The organism is Micrococcus sp. H39-S4 (genome assembly GCF_027158145.1).
Taxonomy (GTDB): domain Bacteria; phylum Actinomycetota; class Actinomycetes; order Actinomycetales; family Micrococcaceae; genus Micrococcus; species Micrococcus luteus.
On sequence record NZ_JAPVLT010000001.1, the window covers coordinates 191497 to 209914 of the forward strand.

The 18418-nt window shown below is 75.8% G+C and carries 17 protein-coding genes; 13 read left to right on the forward strand and 4 right to left on the reverse strand.

The window, feature by feature from the left end; genetic code table 11:
- The first annotated feature begins 33 nt into the window (after window positions 1–33).
- From O3T09_RS00925 to O3T09_RS00940, 4 genes are read left to right on the forward strand one after another with little or no spacing between them, the layout of a single operon-like run.
- On the forward strand, window positions 34–858 hold the full coding sequence (locus O3T09_RS00925; protein WP_269295270.1) for an ABC transporter ATP-binding protein: 825 nt from the start codon (window positions 34–36) through the stop codon (window positions 856–858).
- Window positions 849–2450 carry a Tat (twin-arginine translocation) pathway signal sequence gene (locus tag O3T09_RS00930; RefSeq protein ID WP_269295271.1) on the forward strand — a complete coding sequence of 534 codons (1602 nt, stop codon included), beginning with the start codon at window positions 849–851 and terminating at the stop codon, window positions 2448–2450. Before O3T09_RS00925 ends, O3T09_RS00930 begins: the two co-directional genes overlap by 10 nt.
- Window positions 2451–2473: 23 nt before the next feature.
- Window positions 2474–2818 (forward strand): DUF3039 domain-containing protein, encoded by a 345-nt coding sequence (locus O3T09_RS00935; RefSeq protein ID WP_010079007.1) that lies wholly within the window; start codon window positions 2474–2476, stop codon window positions 2816–2818.
- On the forward strand, window positions 2811–4631 hold the full coding sequence (locus tag O3T09_RS00940) for a DEAD/DEAH box helicase (RefSeq protein ID WP_102708379.1): 1821 nt from the start codon (window positions 2811–2813) through the stop codon (window positions 4629–4631). Before O3T09_RS00935 ends, O3T09_RS00940 begins: the two co-directional genes overlap by 8 nt.
- A gap of 53 nt (window positions 4632–4684) precedes the next feature.
- Here the strand turns inward: O3T09_RS00940 and O3T09_RS00945 are convergent, their stop codons facing one another.
- The 3 genes from O3T09_RS00945 to O3T09_RS00955 all read right to left on the reverse strand — a co-directional run bounded on the left by O3T09_RS00945 (window position 4685) and on the right by O3T09_RS00955 (window position 7335).
- Complete coding sequence (locus O3T09_RS00945; RefSeq protein WP_159833055.1) at window positions 4685–5146, reverse strand: GNAT family N-acetyltransferase; 462 nt, start codon at window positions 5144–5146, stop codon at window positions 4685–4687.
- A gap of 149 nt (window positions 5147–5295) precedes the next feature.
- On the reverse strand, window positions 5296–5979 hold the full coding sequence (locus O3T09_RS00950) for an isochorismatase family protein (protein ID WP_069941947.1): 684 nt from the start codon (window positions 5977–5979) through the stop codon (window positions 5296–5298).
- A gap of 3 nt (window positions 5980–5982) precedes the next feature.
- On the reverse strand, window positions 5983–7335 hold the full coding sequence (locus O3T09_RS00955) for a nicotinate phosphoribosyltransferase (RefSeq protein WP_069941946.1): 1353 nt from the start codon (window positions 7333–7335) through the stop codon (window positions 5983–5985).
- Window positions 7336–7399: 64 nt separating this feature from the next.
- Here O3T09_RS00955 and clpS point away from each other — a divergent pair, with 64 nt between their 5' ends.
- The 7 genes from clpS to O3T09_RS00990 are packed head-to-tail and all read left to right on the forward strand — an operon-like array spanning window position 7400 to window position 12894.
- On the forward strand, window positions 7400–7762 hold the full coding sequence (gene clpS / locus O3T09_RS00960; RefSeq protein ID WP_002857236.1) for an ATP-dependent Clp protease adapter ClpS: 363 nt from the start codon (window positions 7400–7402) through the stop codon (window positions 7760–7762).
- A gap of 8 nt (window positions 7763–7770) precedes the next feature.
- Window positions 7771–8538, forward strand: coding sequence for a DUF2017 family protein (locus O3T09_RS00965; protein ID WP_069941945.1), 768 nt, complete (start codon window positions 7771–7773; stop codon window positions 8536–8538).
- Window positions 8535–9467, forward strand: coding sequence for a glutamate racemase (murI, locus tag O3T09_RS00970; RefSeq protein WP_049145229.1), 933 nt, complete (start codon window positions 8535–8537; stop codon window positions 9465–9467). Before O3T09_RS00965 ends, murI begins: the two co-directional genes overlap by 4 nt.
- The gene (locus tag O3T09_RS00975) at window positions 9464–10279 is read left to right on the forward strand and encodes an MBL fold metallo-hydrolase (protein WP_069941944.1); all 816 of its coding nucleotides are present in this window, start codon (window positions 9464–9466) and stop codon (window positions 10277–10279) included. The genes murI and O3T09_RS00975 overlap by 4 nt, the downstream gene beginning before the upstream one ends.
- 22 nt (window positions 10280–10301) lie before the next feature.
- Window positions 10302–11066, forward strand: coding sequence for a ribonuclease PH (gene rph / locus O3T09_RS00980; protein ID WP_036382145.1), 765 nt, complete (start codon window positions 10302–10304; stop codon window positions 11064–11066).
- A complete protein-coding gene (locus tag O3T09_RS00985; RefSeq protein WP_044659188.1) occupies window positions 11063–11752 on the forward strand; it encodes a non-canonical purine NTP pyrophosphatase in 690 nt (229 codons plus the stop codon). The genes rph and O3T09_RS00985 overlap by 4 nt, the downstream gene beginning before the upstream one ends.
- Window positions 11749–12894, forward strand: coding sequence for an exonuclease domain-containing protein (locus tag O3T09_RS00990; RefSeq protein ID WP_069941943.1), 1146 nt, complete (start codon window positions 11749–11751; stop codon window positions 12892–12894). Before O3T09_RS00985 ends, O3T09_RS00990 begins: the two co-directional genes overlap by 4 nt.
- 5 nt (window positions 12895–12899) lie before the next feature.
- On the opposite strand, the gene O3T09_RS00995 is transcribed toward O3T09_RS00990, so the two are convergent.
- Window positions 12900–14054, reverse strand: coding sequence for an ADP-ribosylglycohydrolase family protein (locus O3T09_RS00995; RefSeq protein ID WP_049145222.1), 1155 nt, complete (start codon window positions 14052–14054; stop codon window positions 12900–12902).
- A 66-nt stretch (window positions 14055–14120) separates the two neighbouring features.
- Here O3T09_RS00995 and O3T09_RS01000 point away from each other — a divergent pair, with 66 nt between their 5' ends.
- Together O3T09_RS01000 and O3T09_RS01005 are read left to right on the forward strand one after the other, a co-directional pair.
- Entirely contained in the window at window positions 14121–15344 is a 1224-nt protein-coding gene (locus tag O3T09_RS01000) for an exonuclease SbcCD subunit D (protein WP_036338366.1), read from the forward strand.
- Window positions 15341–18385, forward strand: a complete 3045-nt coding sequence (locus O3T09_RS01005) for an AAA family ATPase (protein WP_269295272.1) — start codon at window positions 15341–15343, stop codon at window positions 18383–18385. The genes O3T09_RS01000 and O3T09_RS01005 overlap by 4 nt, the downstream gene beginning before the upstream one ends.
- Window positions 18386–18418: the final 33 nt, after the last annotated feature.

Sequence of the window (18418 nt, forward strand, 5' to 3'; positions counted from 1 at the left end):
CGTGTCCGCCTGACGGTGGGTAAGGTCCCAGGCATGTCTCCGCATGCGCCCGAGCCTGCCCCCGCCCACCTGGCGGCCGCCGCCCGTCGGCGTGCGGCCGACGCCCCCGATCCGGACCTCGCCCTCGTCACGCGCGGGCTGACCCAGCGGTTCGGGGACAAGCTGGCGCTGGACGCGCTGGACCTGGACGTCCCGGCCGGATCGTTCTTCGGGGTGGTCGGGCCCAACGGGGCGGGCAAGACCACCGCCCTGTCCATGGCCACCGGGCTGCTGCGCCCGGACCACGGCCGCGCCTGGATCCACGGCGTCGACGTGTGGGAGCAGCCCCTCGAGGCCAAGCGACGGGTCGGCGTGCTCGCCGACGGCGTGCGCACCTTCGACCGCCTCACGGGCGCGCAGCTCGTGACCTACGCCGGGCTGCTGCACGGCCTCGACGCGGACACCGTGGCCGAGCGGACCGCGGACCTGCTGCGGGTGATGGACCTGGAGGACGCCGGCCGCACGCTCGTGGCCGACTACTCCGCCGGCATGACCAAGAAGGTGTCCCTGGCGGCCGCCATGGTCCACGCCCCGGACCTGCTCGTCCTGGACGAGCCGTTCGAGGCCGTGGACCCGGTCTCCGCCGCGAACATCCGGGACATCCTGCACTCGTACGTGGAGCGGGGCGGCACGGTGATCGTCTCGAGCCACGTGATGGACCTCGTCCAGCGCATGTGCACCCACGTCGCCGTGATCGCGGCCGGGACGCTGCGGGCCGCCGGCACGCTCGAGGAGGTCCGGGACGGGCACGACCTCGAGGACCGCTTCGTGGACCTCGTCGGCGGCCGCCACGGCTCGGAGGGGCTGGCATGGCTCTGACGCTCGTCCGACTGCGCTGGACGCTGACCCTGAACCAGTGGCGGCGGTCCCCGTTCACCCTGGTGATGAGCGTGCTCGGCGCGCTGTACGTGCTCGGCATGGCCGCCGTGGCGGTGACGCTGCTCGTCACGGGCCTGCCCGCCCTGCCGGACGAGGCCCGCGGCGCCACGACCGTGCTGGCCGCCGCCGTCGTGGTGCTCGCCTGGCTCGTCATCCCGCCGTTCGTCACGGGCGTGGACGCCACCCTCGACCCGCACAGCTTCGTGCTCTTCCCCGTCCCGGCCCGCACCCTCATCGCCGGGCTGGTCCTGAGCGCCTTCACGACGCCGGTCGGGCTCGCCACGCTGGCCGTGCTGGTGGGCCTGGGGGCCAGCTGGTGGGACCGGCCGGCCGCGCTGGCGGCAGGCCTGGCCGGGGGCGCGCTGACCGCGGTGACCGCCGTGGCGATCGGCTCCGGCCTCGCCGGCCTCCTGGCCGCCTACGCGAGCCGGCGTCGGGTGCGGGACGTCGTCTCCGTCCTGCTGTTCATCCCGCTCATACTCGGCGGCGTCGCCCTCTCGCAGGCCATCGCATCGTTCGAGGACTTCCTGGCGATCGCGCCCCAGGTCGCCCGCGGCGCGGCGTGGACCCCGTTCGGGGCGGGCCCCGCCGCGGCGTGGGCGGCCGCCGAGGGCCGCGGCGCCGCCGTCGCGCTCCACCTCGCGGTGGCGGCGGCCTGGTGCCTGGCCGCCCTGGCCCTGTGGCACCTGGCCGTGCGCCGCACCGTGGAGCCGGTGGCCGTGGGCGGCGGTCGGTCCCGCCGCGTCGCCGCGGGAACGGACCCGATGCCGCTGCGCTGGCTGGGCCGACCGGCCACGGGCCCGCGCACCGCGATCGCGGCCCGCGCCCAGCGCTACTGGCTGGCCGATCCGCGGTACGCGGCCGGGCTCATCATCATCCCGCTCATGGCCGTCCTGCTGTGGTTCACCGGGGGCATGGCCGCGGAGGGGGGTCCCGGACTGGGCCTGCTGCTGATCCTCGGGCCGATCACCGCCTGGTCCCTGGCCTACTCGATCTCCGCGGACATCGCCTACGACCACACGGCGTTCCACCTGCACGTCGTCTCGGGCGTGCGGGGCGTGGACGACCGCTGGGGCCGGGTCCTGGGCCTGGCGGGCTGGGGCCTGCCGATGATCCTGCTCGTGACGACGGCGACGGTGGCGGCGGCGGGGGACTGGTCCCTGCTGGCGCCGATGCTGGGCCTGGCCCTCGGCCTGTTCGGGACGACCGCCGGGCTGTCCGCGTTCGTCTCCGCCCGTTTCGTGTACCCCGTGCCGAAGCCGGGAGACAGCCCGTTCAAGACGCCGCAGGGCGCGGCCATGCGCACGATGCTCGTCCAGGGCGCCGCGATGCTGGTCAGCCTGGCGCTCGCGGTGCCGTTCCTGGCGCCCTTCATCGTCCGGCTCGTCACCGGGGCCGCCGTGTGGGGCTGGGTGACGGTGGCCCTCGGGCTCGTGTGGGGCGCCGTCGCGCTGTGGCTGGGCGTGCGCCTGGGGGCGCGCTGGTACGACCGCGCGCAGGCCGAGACCTACCAGGCCGTGGCCGCCTTCTGAGGGGCGCGGCTAGACTGGCCCGTATGAGTGTGACCGGCGAACCCGACCTGAACGACCCCTTCGCGCCCGCCGGCGGCGGCACGTCCGTCCTCGAGCGCGAGGAGCTGCGGCAGGAGATCGAGCCGGGCGACCACGAGCGCTTCGCCCACTACGTCCGCAAGGAGAAGATCACGGAGTCCGCTGTCACCGGTGCCCCCGTGATCGCCCTGTGCGGCAAGGTGTGGGTGCCGGGCCGGGACCCGAACAAGTTCCCCGTGTGCCCCACGTGCAAGGAGATCTACGAGGGCCTGCGCGAGCCGCAGGACGGCGGCGACGGCGACGGCGGCGGCAAGCGCGGTGGCTGGTTCGGAGGCCGCGGCCGTGGCTGACGGCCGCTCCCTGACGAGCGGCACCCCGGACGGCAGCGTCCAGCACGACCTGTTCCACATCGGCGAGGACCTTCCCCCCGCCATGCCCGAGCGCGCGGCGTGGGGGACGGCCCCCAAGCTGCGCCAGTGGCAGCAGGAGGCGCTGGAGCGGTACCTCCAGACCGCCCCGCAGGACTTCCTGACGGTCGCGACCCCCGGCGCTGGCAAGACGACGTTCGCGTTGCGCGTGGCCAAGATCCTGATGGACTCCGGCGTCGTGCAGCGGCTGACCGTCGTCGCGCCCACGGACCACCTCAAGCGCCAGTGGGCGGACAATGCCGCGCGCGTGGGCATCGCCATCGACCCGAACTTCAAGAACGCCGACGGGCGGCACGGCGCCGAGTACCGCGGGGTGGCGCTGACGTACGCCCAGGTGGCGAACAAGCCCGTCCTGCACCGCAACCGCACCGAGGCCGCCAAGACGCTGGTGATCCTGGACGAGATCCACCACGGCGGCGACGCCCTGAGCTGGGGCGAGGGCATCCGTGAGGCGTTCGAGCCGGCCACGCGGCGTCTGTCCCTGACCGGCACCCCGTTCCGCTCGGACACCGCATCCATCCCCTTCGTCCGCTACGAACTCGGTGCGGACGGCATCGAGCGGTCGAAGGCGGACTACACGTACGGCTACGGCCCGGCGCTGCGGGACCACGTGGTGCGCCCGGTGATCTTCATGGCCTACTCCGGGCAGATGCGCTGGAAGACCTCCACCGGCGAGGTCATGGAGGCTCAGCTCGGCGAGGCCGCCACGAAGGACATCACCGCCTCCGCCTGGCGCACCGCGCTGGACCCGGCGGGCGAGTGGATCCCGTCCGTGCTGCGCGCGGCCGACCGCCGGCTCAGCGAGGTGCGCCGCAACGTGCCCGACGCCGGCGGCCTCGTGATCGCCTCGGACCACCAGGACGCGCGCGCGTACGCCGCGCAGCTCGAGGCGCTGACCGGCCAGCGGCCGGCCGTGATCCTCTCGGACGACAAGGGCGCCTCGGATCGCATCGAGGAGTTCGCCGCGTCGGACGAGCGGTGGATGGTGGCGGTGCGCATGGTGTCCGAGGGCGTGGACGTGCCCCGCCTGTGCGTGGGCGTGTACGCCACGTCCACGTCCACGCCCCTGTTCTTCGCCCAGGCCGTGGGCCGCTTCGTGCGCTCCCGCCGGCGTGGGGAGACCGCCTCGGTGTTCCTGCCGTCCGTGCCCGCGCTCATGCTGCTGGCCAACGAGATGGAGCTCGAGCGGGACCACGCGCTGGACCGCAAGGAGGGCGCCGTCGAGGTCGAGGACCTCGAGGACGCCCCCGAGGAGGACCTCATCGCGGAGGCCAACCGGGCCGAGAGCGGCTCGGACGCGCTGACGCGGGAGAAGTTCGAGGCCCTCGAGTCCCGGGCGAGCTTCGACAAGGTGCTCTTCGACGGCGGCGAGTTCGGTCTCGGCGGCGCGGTCGGCTCGGAGGAGGAGCAGGACTTCCTCGGCATCCCGGGCCTGCTGGACGCCGAGCAGGTCTCCGCCCTGCTGCGGCAGCGGCAGGCCGAGCAGATCCAGCGCCGGCCGCGTGCGCAGGCGGCCGAGCCCGCCGACGTCGTGGACCACCGGCGCATGAAGGAGCTGCGCTCAGAGCTGTCGAAGACGGTGTCCGCCTGGGCGGCCCGTTCCGGCCAGCCGCACGGGGTGATCCACAACCGCCTGCGGGAGATCTCCGGCGGCCCCGCCGTGGCCCAGGCCTCCCGCGAGCAGCTGGAGAAGCGGCTGAGCACCCTGCGCGGGTGGTTCGTCGGCCGGACCTGAGGTCCGCCGGGCGCGGCGGGCGCCGGCAGGCCGTGTCGGCCTGAGCGCCGGGCTCAGCCGTCCCGGGACTGGAAGCGCACGAAGGCGCGCAGCTCGTCGCCCTCCACGTCATGGGACTCGCGGAATCCATGGGCCTCGTAGAAGGCGCGCTGACGCTCCTCGGTGTCCGTGAGCAGCACGTGCTGACGCACCTGGCCGAACCGCGCGAAGACGCGGCGCAGCAGCTCGGAGGCGATGCCGCGGCGCTGGTGCCCCGGATCCACGAGGATGTCCTGCAGGTAGGCGATGGTGTGTCCGTCGGAGACCACGCGGGCCAGACCGACCAGTCGGCCGCCGTCGAAGGCGGTCACCACGGTGGCCGAGCCCTGCAGCCCGCCCATGAGCGTGTCCATGTCCCCCGTGGAGGCGGACCAGCCCACGGCGTCGTAGAGGGCGCGGACATCGTCGGCGGCCGGGATCGCCCCGGAGAGGTAGCGGATGCCGTCCCGGTCTGCGGCGATGGGGGAGTCGGTCATGGCTGCTCTCCTCGTCTGCGTCGGGCACCGGCTCCGGCACGCCCGCCGGGGCCGCGTGCCTCCATCATGCCGCACGTCGTGACATTCGTCACTGTCCCGACGTGCGGCGCCTCAGAGGCGACGCGGGCGCCGCTCGGGGCCGAACCCGCTCACGAGGTCGCCAGGATGGCCCCGGCGGCCTCCATCTCGTGGAGCGCGGCCTGGGCGGCCGCCTCGTCGACGCCGGCCACCAGGTCGGTCAGCACGGTGACCTCGTAGCCGGCGTCGAGGGCGTCGAGCACGGTGGCGCGCACGCAGTGGTCCGTGGCGATGCCCACCACGGTGATCGCGTCCACGCCCTGCTCGCGGAGCCACTCGTCGAGGCCGGGGGCGCCGGACTCGACGGCGGCCGCGGCCACGGCGGTGGCCCCGTACGGGCCGACGGTCCCGGAGGGGCGCTCGCCCGCGGCCCCGGTCGGGACGGCGTCGGGCTCGCCGAGGGCGCCGTCGAAGCCGGAGTAGGCGTCCGTGTGCAGGCCCTTGAGGAACTCGGCGTCGAGGTGCTCGGCGTCCAGGTCGGGATGCAGCTCGGCGCCGGCGGTGCCGGACACACAGTGCACCGGCCAGGTGGTGCGGAAATCCGGCTCGGCGCCGGTGGCCGCGGCGAAGTGCGTGCCCGGGTCGACGTGCCAGTCGCGCGTGGCGGCCACGGCCGCGTAGGCGTCCGCGTGCTCGGCCAGGTGCTCGCTGACCCCGGCCGCGACGGCGGCGCCGCCGGTCACGCCGAGGGCGCCGCCCTCGCAGAAGTCGTTCTGCACGTCCACGATCACCAGGGCGCGGTTCAGGTTCTCCATGGGTCAGTCCTCCAGGAAGATGGTCGGGATGGCGGGGTCGCCCGGCTGCAGGCGGCCCACCGAGGCGGGCAGCTCGCGCAGGGAGGCGGCGTGCCGCTCGGCGGCGCGGGTGACGGCCTCGGGGCCGGTCCAGCCCTCGGCCAGCTCGCCGGCGTGCACGAAACGGTGCAGCAGGGGACGGTCGTCGGCGTCGGGCGCGGCGCTGCGGTTGACGCCGATCACCTCGGCGGTGGCCCGGCCCCGCGGGTCGCGGCGGCGCGCGGCCTCCTTGCGGCCGCCCCGGCTGGCCTTGCCGGAACTGGCCTTGGCCACGTCCACCCACGTGCCGTCGTCGTCCTGGCGGGCCACGAGCTTGTAGACCATGGAGGCGGTGGGCGCGCCGGACCCGGTGACCAGGCGCGTGCCCACGCCGTACGAGCTGACGGGGGCGGAGCGCAGGGCGGCGATCGCGTACTCGTCCAGGTCCGAGGTGACCATGATCCCGGTCTCGGTGTTGCCCAGCTCGTCGAGCAGCTCGCGCACGCGGTGGGCCTGGATCACGAGGTCGCCGGAGTCGACCCGGACGTTCCGCAGGGCCGGGCCGGCCACCTCGACCGCGGTGCGCACGCCCTGCTCCACGTCATACGTGTCCACGAGGAGGGTGGTGTCCGCCCCGAGCGCGGCGACCTGGGCCTCGAAGGCGGCGCGCTCCGAGTCGTGCAGCAGGGTGAAGGAGTGGGCGGCGGTGCCGACGGTCGGGATGCCGTACCGGCGGCCCGCCTCGAGGTTCGAGGTGGCGGTGAAGCCCGCGATGGCCGCGGCGCGGGCGGCGGCCACGGCGGACTCCTCGTGCGTGCGGCGCGAGCCCATCTCGGCGCACGGGCGGCCGTCCGCGACGGCCGTCATGCGGGAGGCTGCGGAGGCCACGGCGGAGTCGTAGTTGTAGATGGAGAGCAGGTAGGTCTCCAGGATGCACGCCTCGGCGAACGTCGACTCCACCTGCAGGAGGGGGGAGTGCGGGAAGTAGGCCTCGCCCTCGGCGTAGCCCACGATGTCACCCGTGAACTCGTAGTCGGCGAGCCAGGCCAGCGTGGCGTCGTCGAGGGCGGTGGTGTCCGCGAGGAAGTCGAGCTCGGGCGTGTCGAACCGGAAGCGGGACAGGCCCTCCAGCGCGCGGCCCACGCCGGCCACCACGCCGTAGCGGCGGCCGCTGGGCAGGCGTCGGGTGAACAGCTCGAAGCGGGAGCGGCGGTGCGCGGTGCCGGCCTTCAGCGCGGCCTGGAGCATGGTCAGCTCGTAGTGGTCGGTCATCAGCGCCGTGGGGATCTGCCAGTCGTCGGCGGTCCGCGGGGCGCTGGGCACGGGGTTCAGGCTCACGCGCCCACCCTAGTGGACCGTTGCGGGGCCGGTCCTGGCCCGCCCGCCTCGTACACTGGGGCGCATGTCCGTGCTGACCCGCCACGATCCGTCCGCGCCGCGCGCCGTGCGTCCGGCGCCGGGTGAGTCCGTCCCCGCCGGCGCCACCGACACCGCCCTGCTGGAGCGGCCTCACGAGGACACAGCCCGGGACCGGCCGTGGAACGTGGTGGTGTGGAACGACCCGGTGAACCTGATGAGCTACGTCGCCTACGTGTTCCGCACCCACTTCGGCTACTCCGCGGCCAAGGCGCAGCGGCTCATGCTCGAGGTCCACGAGCGGGGCCGGTCCGTGGTGGCGACGGGCACCAAGGAGAAGGCCGAGCTGCACGTGGGCGCGATGCACGGCTACGGTCTGTGGGCCACGCTGGAGCAGGCGGAGGACTGAGGAGGGGCATGGCAGAACGGTTCCGCTGGACGCGGCGGGGGTACACGGCGCAGCTGGAGCTGCCGGAGGTGCGCCTGCTGCGCGGGCTGGTCAGGGACGTCGTCGCCCTGCTCGAGGGCCGACGCGCGGACGTGCGCCCCGCCGAGGCGGACCCCGCCGAGGCCCCGGCCGCCGAGGACGGCGTCGACACGCCCGAAGATCCCCCGGCGGCGCCGCCGTCCGTGTCCGCCGCGCAGGACGCGGGCCCCGTGGCCGGGCTGGACGCGTCCGACGCCGCGTTCTGGGGGCTGGTCTCCGGCCTGCACCTGAGCCAGGACCCGGAGCCGCAGCGCTCGGCCCCCACCGACCCGGCCGTCGCACGCCTCCTGCCGGATGCGATGCCCCAGGCCGGCGCCGCCGAACAGGGCGCCCACCGGGCCCTGACCGAGGACGCCCTGTCGGAGGGGAAGCTCGCGGACGCGCGCCTGGCCCTCGAGCTGCTGCGCTCGACGCGCGTGGAGGTGCCGCACGACCAGGCGCCGGCCTTCGGCCGCGCGCTCAACGACGTGCGCCTCGTCCTGGCCGCCCGCCTGGGCGTCGAGACCGAGGAGGACGCCGCCCGCGTGCACGCCGTGGACGACTGGCGCAGCGCGGAGGACGTCGAGTCCACCATGGCCCTGCTCTACAACTTCACCTCGTGGCTGCTGGAGACGCTCATGACGGAGATGCTCAGCGAGCTGCCCGAGGGCGCGGACGAGTCCGCGCCGGGCGCCGGGGACGCGGAGGACGAGCAGTGAGCGGCCAGCGCGCCGCCGTGGACGCCGCCGCGCCGATCGGCGTGTTCGACTCGGGCGTGGGCGGGCTGACCGTGGCCCGGGCGATCATGGACCAGCTGCCCCACGAGTCCATCCTCTACGTGGGCGACACGGAGCACTCGCCGTACGGCCCGCGGCCCATCGCCGAGGTACGGGCCCTCGCCCTGGCGATCATGGACGAGCTCGTCGCGCGCGGCGTCAAGGCGCTCGTGATCGCGTGCAACTCCGCGTCGGCCGCCGTGCTGCGCGACGCCCGCGAGCGCTACACGGGAGGCCACGGCATCCCCGTGATCGAGGTGATCCAGCCCGCCGTGCGCCGCGCCGTGGCCGCCACCCGCACGGGCCGAATCGGCGTGATCGGCACCGAGGCGACCGTCGGGTCCCGCGCCTACGAGGACTCGTTCTCGGCCGCCCCGCACCTCGAGATCACCTCGGTCGCGTGCCCGCGGTTCGTGGAGTTCGTGGAGGCCGGCATCACCACCGGCCCCGAACTGCTGGAGACCGCCCGGGAGTACACGGCCCCGCTGCGCGCGGCGGGCGTGGACACCCTCGTGCTGGGATGCACCCACTACCCGCTGCTGACCGGCGCCCTCTCGCTCGTGATGGGGGAGGACGTCACGCTCGTCTCCTCCGCGGAGGAGACCGCCAAGGACCTCTACCGGGAACTGGTCCGCCTCGGCCTCGAGCACCCCCACTCGGCCGCGGGCTCCGGCCAGGCCACCCGCCACCGCTTCGCCGCCACCGGCGACCCCGACCACTTCCAGGCCCTCGCGCGCCGCTTCCTCGGACCCGAGGTCGAGTCCGTGCGCCGCCTGGAGACGATCGGCGCGCCCCGCCCCGCGGCCGCGCCGGTCCCGACGCGCTCGACGGCCTTCGTGCGGCTGGGCGCCGAGCAGGAGGGTGTGACGTGAAGCTGACCATCATCGGGGCCTCCGGGTCCTTCCCCGGCCCGGGCTCACCCGCCTCGTGCTACCTCCTCACCGCCGAGGGCGTGGCCGAGGACGGCGTCACCCCGCGCACATGGCGGATCCTGCTGGACCTCGGCAACGGCGCCCTCGGCGTGCTGCAGCGCTACGTCGAGCTCGAGGACCTGGACGGCATCCTGCTCTCCCACCTGCACCCGGACCACTTCATGGACCTGTGCGGGATGCACGTGGCCATCCGCTGGAACCCGGCCGGCTGGGACCGCGGCCGGCTGCCCGTCTACGGACCCGCCGGCACCGCCGACCGCATCGCCGAGGCGTACGGGATGGACCCCGAGCCGGGGATGCACCAGGACTTCGAGTTCCGGTGCTGGGCCGCCGGCCGCACCGAGCGGCTCGGTCCGTTCCGGTTCACCCCGGTCCCCGTGCGCCATCCCATCGACGAGGCCTACGCGATCCGGGTCGAGGTGGACCGCGTCGACGACGACGGCGACGTCACCACCCGCGTGCTCACCTACTCCGGGGACACCGACGCGTGTGAGGGGCTCGTCGAGGCCGCGCGGGACGCGGACGTGTTCCTGTGCGAGGCCGCCTTCCACGAGGGCCGGGACGACGGCATCGACGGCGTCCACCTGACCGGCCGACGGGCCGGCGAGACGGCGGCGCAGGCCGGGGCCCGGAAGCTGCTGCTCACACACCTGCCGGTGTGGAACGATCCGCAGCGCGCCGTCCAGGAGGCCCGCGCGGTGTACGACGGCCCGCTGGCCGTCGCCGTCTCGGGGCTGAGCTACGGCGTCTGAGGGCGCGCCTAGACTGGAGGCCATGAGCTCTCCCGCCCCCACCGCCCCCCGCCCGGACGGCCGCGCCGTCGACGAGCTGCGCCCCATCACCATCACCCGGGGCTGGTCCCGGCAGGCGGAGGGCTCGGCCCTGATCGAGTTCGGGAACACCCGCGTGCTGTGCACCGCCTCCTTCACCGAGGGCGTGCCGCGCTGGCTCAAGGGCGAGGGGACCGGCTGGGTCACCGCCGAGTACGCGATGCTCCCGCGGGCCACCAACGAGCGCAGCCAGCGCGAGTCCGTCAAGGGCCGGATCGGCGGGCGCACCCACGAGATCTCCCGCCTGATCGGCCGGTCCCTGCGCGCCGTCATCGACCTGTCCGCCCTGGGGGAGAACACCATCGTCCTGGACTGCGACGTCCTCGACGCCGACGGCGGCACCCGCACCGCCGCCATCACGGGCGCCTACGTCGCCCTCGCCGAGGCGGTGGCCTGGGCGCGGCGCGAGGGGATCCTCGCCAAGGGCGCCGCCGTCCTCAAGGACTCCGTCGCCGCGGTGTCCGTGGGCATCGTGGACGGGGTGCCCGTCCTCGACCTGCCGTACGTGGAGGACGTGAAGGCGGAGACGGACATGAACGTGGTCGTCACCGGGGCCGGGGAGTTCGTGGAGGTGCAGGGCACCGCCGAGGGCGCGCCGTTCACCCGCGCCGAGCTGGACACCCTGCTGGACCTGGCCCTGATCGGCACGGGTGAGCTGGCCCGCATCCAGGCCGAGACCCTGGCCGCCGCCACGGAGGACCGGGCGTGAGCGCGCCCGCCTCCTCGTCGGCGGGCCTGCCGGAGGGCGCCCGCATCGTGCTCGCCACGCACAACGCGGGCAAGGTGCGCGAGCTGCGGCAGCTGCTCGCCGGCGCCGTGCCCGGCCTCGACGTGGAGGCCGCGGTGGTGGACGCGGGCGCCGTGGGCGCCCCGGACGTCGTCGAGGACGGCGTCACGTTCGCCCAGAACGCGCTGAAGAAGGCCCGCGCCGTGGCCGCGCACACCGGGCTGATCGCCGTCGCGGACGACTCCGGTCTGGCCGTGGACGTGCTGCACGGCGCCCCCGGGATCTTCTCGGCCCGCTGGGCCGGGCGCCACGGGGACGACCGTGCCAACCTCGAGCTGCTGCTGGCCCAGCTGGCCGACGTGCCGGACGAGCATCGGGGTGCCCAGTTCGTGTGCGCCGCCGCGCTCGCGGTCCCCAGCGGCCCGGACGCCGCGGGCGCCCGGGCCATCCACGTCGAGCACGTCGAGCACGGCCGCCTGCCCGGCACGCTGCTGCGCGAGCCCGTGGGGGACGGCGGCTTCGGCTACGACCCGATCCTGCGGCCCGAGGGCCGGGACGTGTCCACCGCGCAGCTGAGCCCCGAGGACAAGAACGCGATCAGCCACCGGGGGCACGCCTTCCGCGCCCTGCTGCCCTACCTGGTGGACGCGCTCGACGCGCGCCCGTGAGCGGCGGGCGCGTCCCCGTGCCGGGGCTGGACTTCACCGCGATCGACTTCGAGACCGCCAACGGCTTCCGCGGCTCCCCGTGCGCCGTGGGCGCCGTCCGGGTGCGGGACGGGGTCATGGTGGACCGTGCCGAGTGGCTGATCCGTCCGCCCGTCGGCTTCGACCGGTTCGATCCCCGCAACGTGCGCATCCACGGCATCACCGAGGACCGCGTCCTGGACGCCCCCCGGTTCGCGCAGGTGTACGACGAGCTCGCGGACTTCGTGGGGACGGACGTGCTCGCGGCGCACAACGCGGGCTTCGACGTCGGCGTCATCGAGTCCGGCCTCGAGGTCTCCGGCCGGGACGTGCCGGGCCTGGAGTTCGTGTGCACCCTGGTGCTGGCGCGCCGCGTCTACGACCTGCCCTCGTACGCCCTGCCCTCCGCGGCGCGCGAGGCCGGGTTCACCCCGGGGCGCCACCACGACGCACTGGCCGACGCCGAGGCCTGCGCGGCCATCCTCGTGGACATCGGCCGGCGCGTGCTGGGGGCGCCGCCGGCCGACGCGGAGATTCTGCCCGGGCTGACCGACGCGCCGGCCGGCCGCGGCGTCGACCGCCTGATGCGGGCCCAGGGGCTGAGCGTCAGCGTCCTCGCCCCCCGGGCGGCGGGATCGGGCGCCGAGTCGAAGGCCACCCGCCAGGCCCGGCGTACCGAGGGCGTCTTCGACGCGCGGGTCCCGCTGCGGGACGAACGCGCCATGCCCGACTTCATGCGCTGGCCGGACGAGGGCGTCAATCCGCTCCCGAACCCGGCCGCCGACCCGGGCCACCCCCTGTTCGGCCAGACCGTGGTGTTCACGGGCGGCATCGGCATGTCGCGTCAGAGTGCCAAGACGCGCGCGGCCGCGCACGGCGCGCAGACCGCGAACCGGGTGGGCGCGGCCACCACGATGCTCGTCGTGGGGGACGGCTTCGAGGCCGCGGACTTGCACCGCCCGCGCGCCGAGGACGGGGCACCGCAGGCCGTGACCACGGCGCTGGCGCACCGCAAGACGCGGGACGCCCTGCGCCGGCGGGACCGTGGGCAGGCCATCGCCCTGGTCTCCGAGGGGGAGTTCCTGCAGATGCTCGACGGGAACTGGCCGGACGCCGCGCGCTGAACCACTCAGGTGGTCGCGGCGCTCCAGCGCCGGGCGGCCTCCAGGACGACCTCGCGCTCGGCGATCCACCCCGGGACGGAGGCCTCGGCCGCGGCGCGGTCCGCGGGGTCGTGCGCACCGAACACGGCGGTGCCGTGCGCCACGCCGAGCACCTGCCCGGCCAGCGAGGCCGTGGAGTCGGAGTCGCCGTCGTGGTTCACGCCGATCCGCAGCGCCAGGGCGAGCGCCGCCGCCGGATCGGCCGGGTGCACCGCCTGCGCGGTGAGCGCGGCATACAGCGCGATCGCCAGGGCCTCCTCCGCGACCCAGCCCTCGCCGAGCGCGGTGGGGAGGGCGCCGGGGGCGCCGGGGTCGGCGTCGACGGTGCCGGCCAGGTCGACCGCCGCGGTCACGGCGGCGCGGGTCTCCGCGGCCTCCTCGCCCAGGCCGTCGAGCCACGCGCGGGCGTGCGCGACCGCGGCGGCCAGGTCCAGGCCGCGCAGCAGGGCCGCGATGACGAGGGCGTACGCGCCCGCCGCGACCCACGCGGTGGGGTGGCCGTGCGTGAGGACGGCCCCCTGGCGGGCGAGGGACACGACGTGCGGGTCCTCGAGCCCCGGCACCATCCCGTACGGGGCCGAGCGCATGACCGTCCCGCAGCCCTTCGAACCCGGGTTGTGCGGGTCGCCCGGCAGGCCCATCCCCGGTTCGGCGAGCCCGGTCAGGCACGCGGTGCCCGGCGCGCGGCGCACCTTCAGCTCCGCGTGCGCGTCGATCCAGCGGGGCGGGGCCGGGGGAGCGCCCTCGGGCAGCGCGCCGTCCTGCGTGGCGAACCAGCGCAGGCACGCGAGCCACACGCACGCCGCGGGATCGGCCGGGACGCCGTCGTTCTGCCACTCGATCCACTCGAGCAGGCCGTCGAGCACGTACAGCGTCAGCTGCGTGTCGTCCGTGATCGGCAGGGCGTGGGCGCCCTCCTGGGCGAGCAGGTCCGCGGCGTCGGTGACGCCGGCGGGGCCGTGCACCGCCGCGATCCCCGACGCGGGGGTGAACTCGACGACGCCGCCCAGCGCGTCCCCGGCGGCACCGGCCGCGAGGAGGGCCAGGACCCGGTCGGCGTGCTCGGGGCCGGGCAGGGGCGTGGACGAGGAGGCGGTGGGCTCGGGCGCGGTGGCGGACATGCCGCCATCGTACGAGCTGCACCGCGTCGTGCTTATCCCGTCCACACCCTCCCTAGAGTGGGCCGCATGATCCTGCTGCACACCTCGGACTGGCATCTGGGCCGGTCGTTCCACGGTACCGGGCTGCTCGAGGCCCAGGAGGAGGTCCTGGACGCCCTCGTCGCGACCGTGACGGAGCGCGGCGTGGACGCCGTCCTGCTGGCCGGGGACGTGTACGACCGCGCGCTGCCGCCGGCGGACGCCGTCCGGCTGCTGGACCGGACGCTCACCCGGCTGCACGCGGCCGGCGCCCAGGTGGTGCTCACGAGCGGCAACCACGACTCGGCGGTGCGCCTCGGCTTCGGCGGCGGACTCCTGGCGGCCGCGGGCGTGCACGTGCGCGCGGACGCGGTGGAGCTGGACCGCCCCGTGCTGCTCACCGAGCCCGGGGTCGACGGCGGCGCGGGCCAGACCGTGGCCGTCTACGGCATCCCCTACCTCGAACCGCGCCACCAGGGACCGGCCTGGGGCGTGGAGCCCCACCACACGGCCGTGCTGACGGAGGCGGTCCGCCGCGTCCACGCCGATCTGGCCGCCCGCCGCGCCGAGACGCCGGAGCCGGTGGCCGCCGTCGTGCTGGCCCACCTGTTCGCGGCCGGGGGCCACGGCTCCGAGTCCGAACGGGACATCGGCGAGGGCGAGCACGTCGAGCCGGACGCCCCGCCCGAGATGCTGGTGGGCACGCTGGGGCAGGTGCCGGTCTCCGTGTTCGACGGGCTCGACTACGCGGCCCTGGGCCACCTGCACGGCCGCCAGCGGCTGGCAGAGCACGTGCGGTACTCCGGCTCACCGCTGCCGTACTCCTTCTCCGAGGCGGGCCACCGCAAGGGCGGCTGGCTCGTCCACGTCACGGGCGGGGCCGTCACCGACGTCGAGGCCGTGGACTGGGACGCCGGACGGCGCCTGGCGGTGCTGTCCGGGCCGATCGAGGACCTGCTGGAGTCCCCGGAGTTCGCGTGGGCGGAGCAGTGCTGGGTGCAGGTCACCGTCACCGACGACGAACGCCCCGAGCGGGCCCTGGAGCGCCTGAAGACCCGGTTCCCCTCCGTGCTCGTCTTCCGCCACGAACCGGCCGGCGGGAGGCGGGCCCGGGAGCGGACCTACGCCCAGGTCCTGCGGCAGGCACCCTCGGACCACGCGCTCGCGGTCGGTTTCGTGGACCACGTCCGGCAGCGGCCGGCCAGCGGGGCCGAGCAGGACCTGCTGCGGGACGCCCTCGAGGCCGCTCGCGCGGGGGAGGTGCGCGCATGAGGATCCATCGGATGCGCCTGGAGGGGCTCGGGCCCTACGCCCAGGCGCAGGACGTCGACTTCGACCGGCTCAACGCGGGCGGCCTGTTCCTGCTGGACGGGCCCACCGGCGCGGGCAAGTCCACGGTGCTGGCCGCGCTGTGCTTCGCCCTCTACGGGACCGTGCCGGGCGGACGGTCGGCCGAGTCGCTCGTGACCACGCTGCGCGAGCCGGGCGCGGTGATCCCCGAGGTGCAGGTCGAGTTCACCGTGCAGGGCCGGCGCTTCGAGGTGGTCCGCTCACCCAAGCACGAGCGGCCCCGCCGGCGACGCAGCGCGGCGGGGGGCGCCACCGTCACCACGCAGGCCACGGTCTCCCTCCGGGAACGCGTGGCCGGGGAATGGACGGCGCCGCTCACCCGGGCGGACGAGGTCGGCCAGCAGATCGCGGCCGTCCTGCACCTGGACGCCGAACAGTTCATGCAGGTGGTTCTGCTGCCCCAGGGACAGTTCGCCCAGTTCCTCACCGCGAAGTCGGATGAGCGCCGCGCCCTGCTGCGGCGGCTCTTCGGCACGCAGCGCTTCGACGGCGTCGAGGAGCACCTGCGCGTCGAGACGGCCCGGCTGGACACCGCGGTGGCCGTGGACGCGGACGTGGCCCGGACCGCGCGGGCGCAGCTGGCCGAGGCGCTCCACGAGGCGCTCGGCCCGGACTGGCATGCGCCGGAGCCGTCACCGGACACGGACGACCGGCTGCTCGCCCTCGCCGCCGAGCGCGCGGGTCGCGCCCACGAGGACGCGCGGGCCGACCTCGCCACGGCCCGCGCCGCGGAGCAGCGGGCCCGGCTGGCGGCGCGTGAGCTGGAGACCCGCGGGCGGGACCTGGCCGCGGCCGAGGCGTGGGCGAGCCGTCGACGCGACCACGACGCCGAGGCCGAGACCGCCGCGGCGCGGCGCCGCGCCATCGACGCCCATGAGCGCGCCGGGCGGGTGCTCGCGGCCGCCCAGCGGGCCACCGCGGCGGCGGACGCCGCCGGCACCGCGTCGGAGGCGGTGACGGTGGCCCTGGCGCACGTCGAGGACGAGCCGACCGCGGCGGCGTGGCTCGCCGCCGCCCGGGCGGACGGGGCCGCCGACGCGCCCGCCTCCCGCCAGGCGCTGGGGGAGGCCGAGCGCGCCGCGGAGGCGGTGGCGCGCGCCGTCCAGGACCGTGCCCGGATGGGCGAGCTGGAGCAGGAGGCGGCCGCCGCGGCGGAGCGGCGGGCCGAGATCGGCCGCGACCGCGCCGCCCTGGTCGAGTCCCGCCCCGAGCGTGAGGCGGCCGTCGCGGCACACCGCGCGGCCGTCGAACGCGGCACCGAGCGTCTCGGCGCCCGGGAGGCCGTGGACCGCGCCGTGTCCGAGGCGGCCGCGCGCCGCACGGCCGCCGAGGCCGCGGCCGCCCGCGCCGTCGAGGCAGAGACCGCGGCCCGGGCCCACCGGGAGGCACAGGAGCGGCGACGCGAGGCCGCCGAACGGCACGTCGGTCTGCTGCGTGCCCGGTACGAGCAGGCCGCCTCCGAACTGGCGGAGCGGCTCGTGCCCGGCGAGCCGTGCGCCGTGTGCGGCTCGCCCGAGCACCCGGCTCCGGCCGCCACCGCGGACACCGCGGTGACCGAGGCGGACGTGCGGGACGCCGAGCAGGCCCGGACCGCGGCCGACCGGGCCGCGACCGACGCCGAGACCGCCCTGCGCGCCGCCGAGCAGACCCTCCGCACGGCGCGCGAGGCCGCCGCCGGGCTCGCACCCGAGGCCGCGCGAGAGGCGCTCGAGCGCGCCGAGGCCGAACGGGCCGCGCTGGACCAGGCGGCGAAGGACCTCGCCGCGGACCGCCGTCGGCTGACCGCCGCCGAGAAGGAGCACGCCGGGGCCGACGAGACCGCCGCCGCGCTCGCGGCCGAGGACGGTCGGCTCGCCGAGGCCGCCGCCCACCGTGCCGCCCGGCTGACCGAGCTGCGGGACGCCGTCGAGGCCGCCCGCGGTGACGCCGAGACCCTCGACGCCCGCGGCGACCAGGTCACCGCCGCACGCCGGGTCCTGGCCGCCCTCGCTGCGGCGCAGGACGAGGACGCGCGCGCCCGGGCGGTCGCCGACGAGACCGGCCAGGCGCTCACCGCCGCGCTGACCGAACAGCACTTCGACGACGTCGACGCGGCGCGCGCGGCCCGCCTCGAGGAGACGGAGGCCGCCGCGCGCACGGCCGCCGTGCAGGAGTGGGACGCCGAACGGGCCCGCCTCGCCGAGCTCGAGGCGAGCGAGCCCGTCCGCCGGGGCCGCGCCCTCGCCGAGGCGGGCGTCGAGCCGCCGACCGAGGAGCAGACCCGCGCCGCCGCCGAGGCGCTCGCCGCGGCCGAGGCCGCGAGCTCGTCCCGGGCGACGGCGGTCGGGCGACTCGATGCACTCGTCGCCACGGTGCGCCGCCAGTCGGCCGCCCTGACCGAGGTCCTGGAGCGGTCCGCCGGGCTCATCGCCGAGCACACGCGGGTGCGGGGGCTGCTCGACCTCGTCCGCGGCGGCGGGGAGAACCTGCTCAAGATGCCCCTGACGAGCTACGTCCTCGCCGGGCGGCTCGAGGAGGTCGCCGCCGCGGCCACCGAGCGTCTGCTCGCCATGACGGACCAGCGGTATTCGATCGAGTACTCCGACGCCGTGGGCGGGCGCGGGAACAAGGGCCTCGAACTCGTCATCCGGGACCACTACGTGGACGAGACCCGCCACCCGGCCACGCTCTCGGGCGGCGAGACCTTCATGGCCTCCCTCGCCCTCGCCCTGGGGCTCGCGGACACCGTGCAGGCCGAAGCCGGCGGCATCGAACTGGACACGCTCTTCGTGGACGAGGGCTTCGGCTCGCTCGACGCGGACACCCTCGACGACGTCCTGGACGTCGTGGACACCCTGCGGACCGGTGGCCGGACCGTGGGCCTCGTCTCCCACGTCGAACGGATGAGGCAGGAGATCGGCGTGCGCCTCGAGGTGCGCAAGGACCGGCGCGGCTCGAGCCTCGCGGTGCACGACGGCGCCTGAGCGACGGGGGTGCGCCCCGCCGCCCCGGCCCGC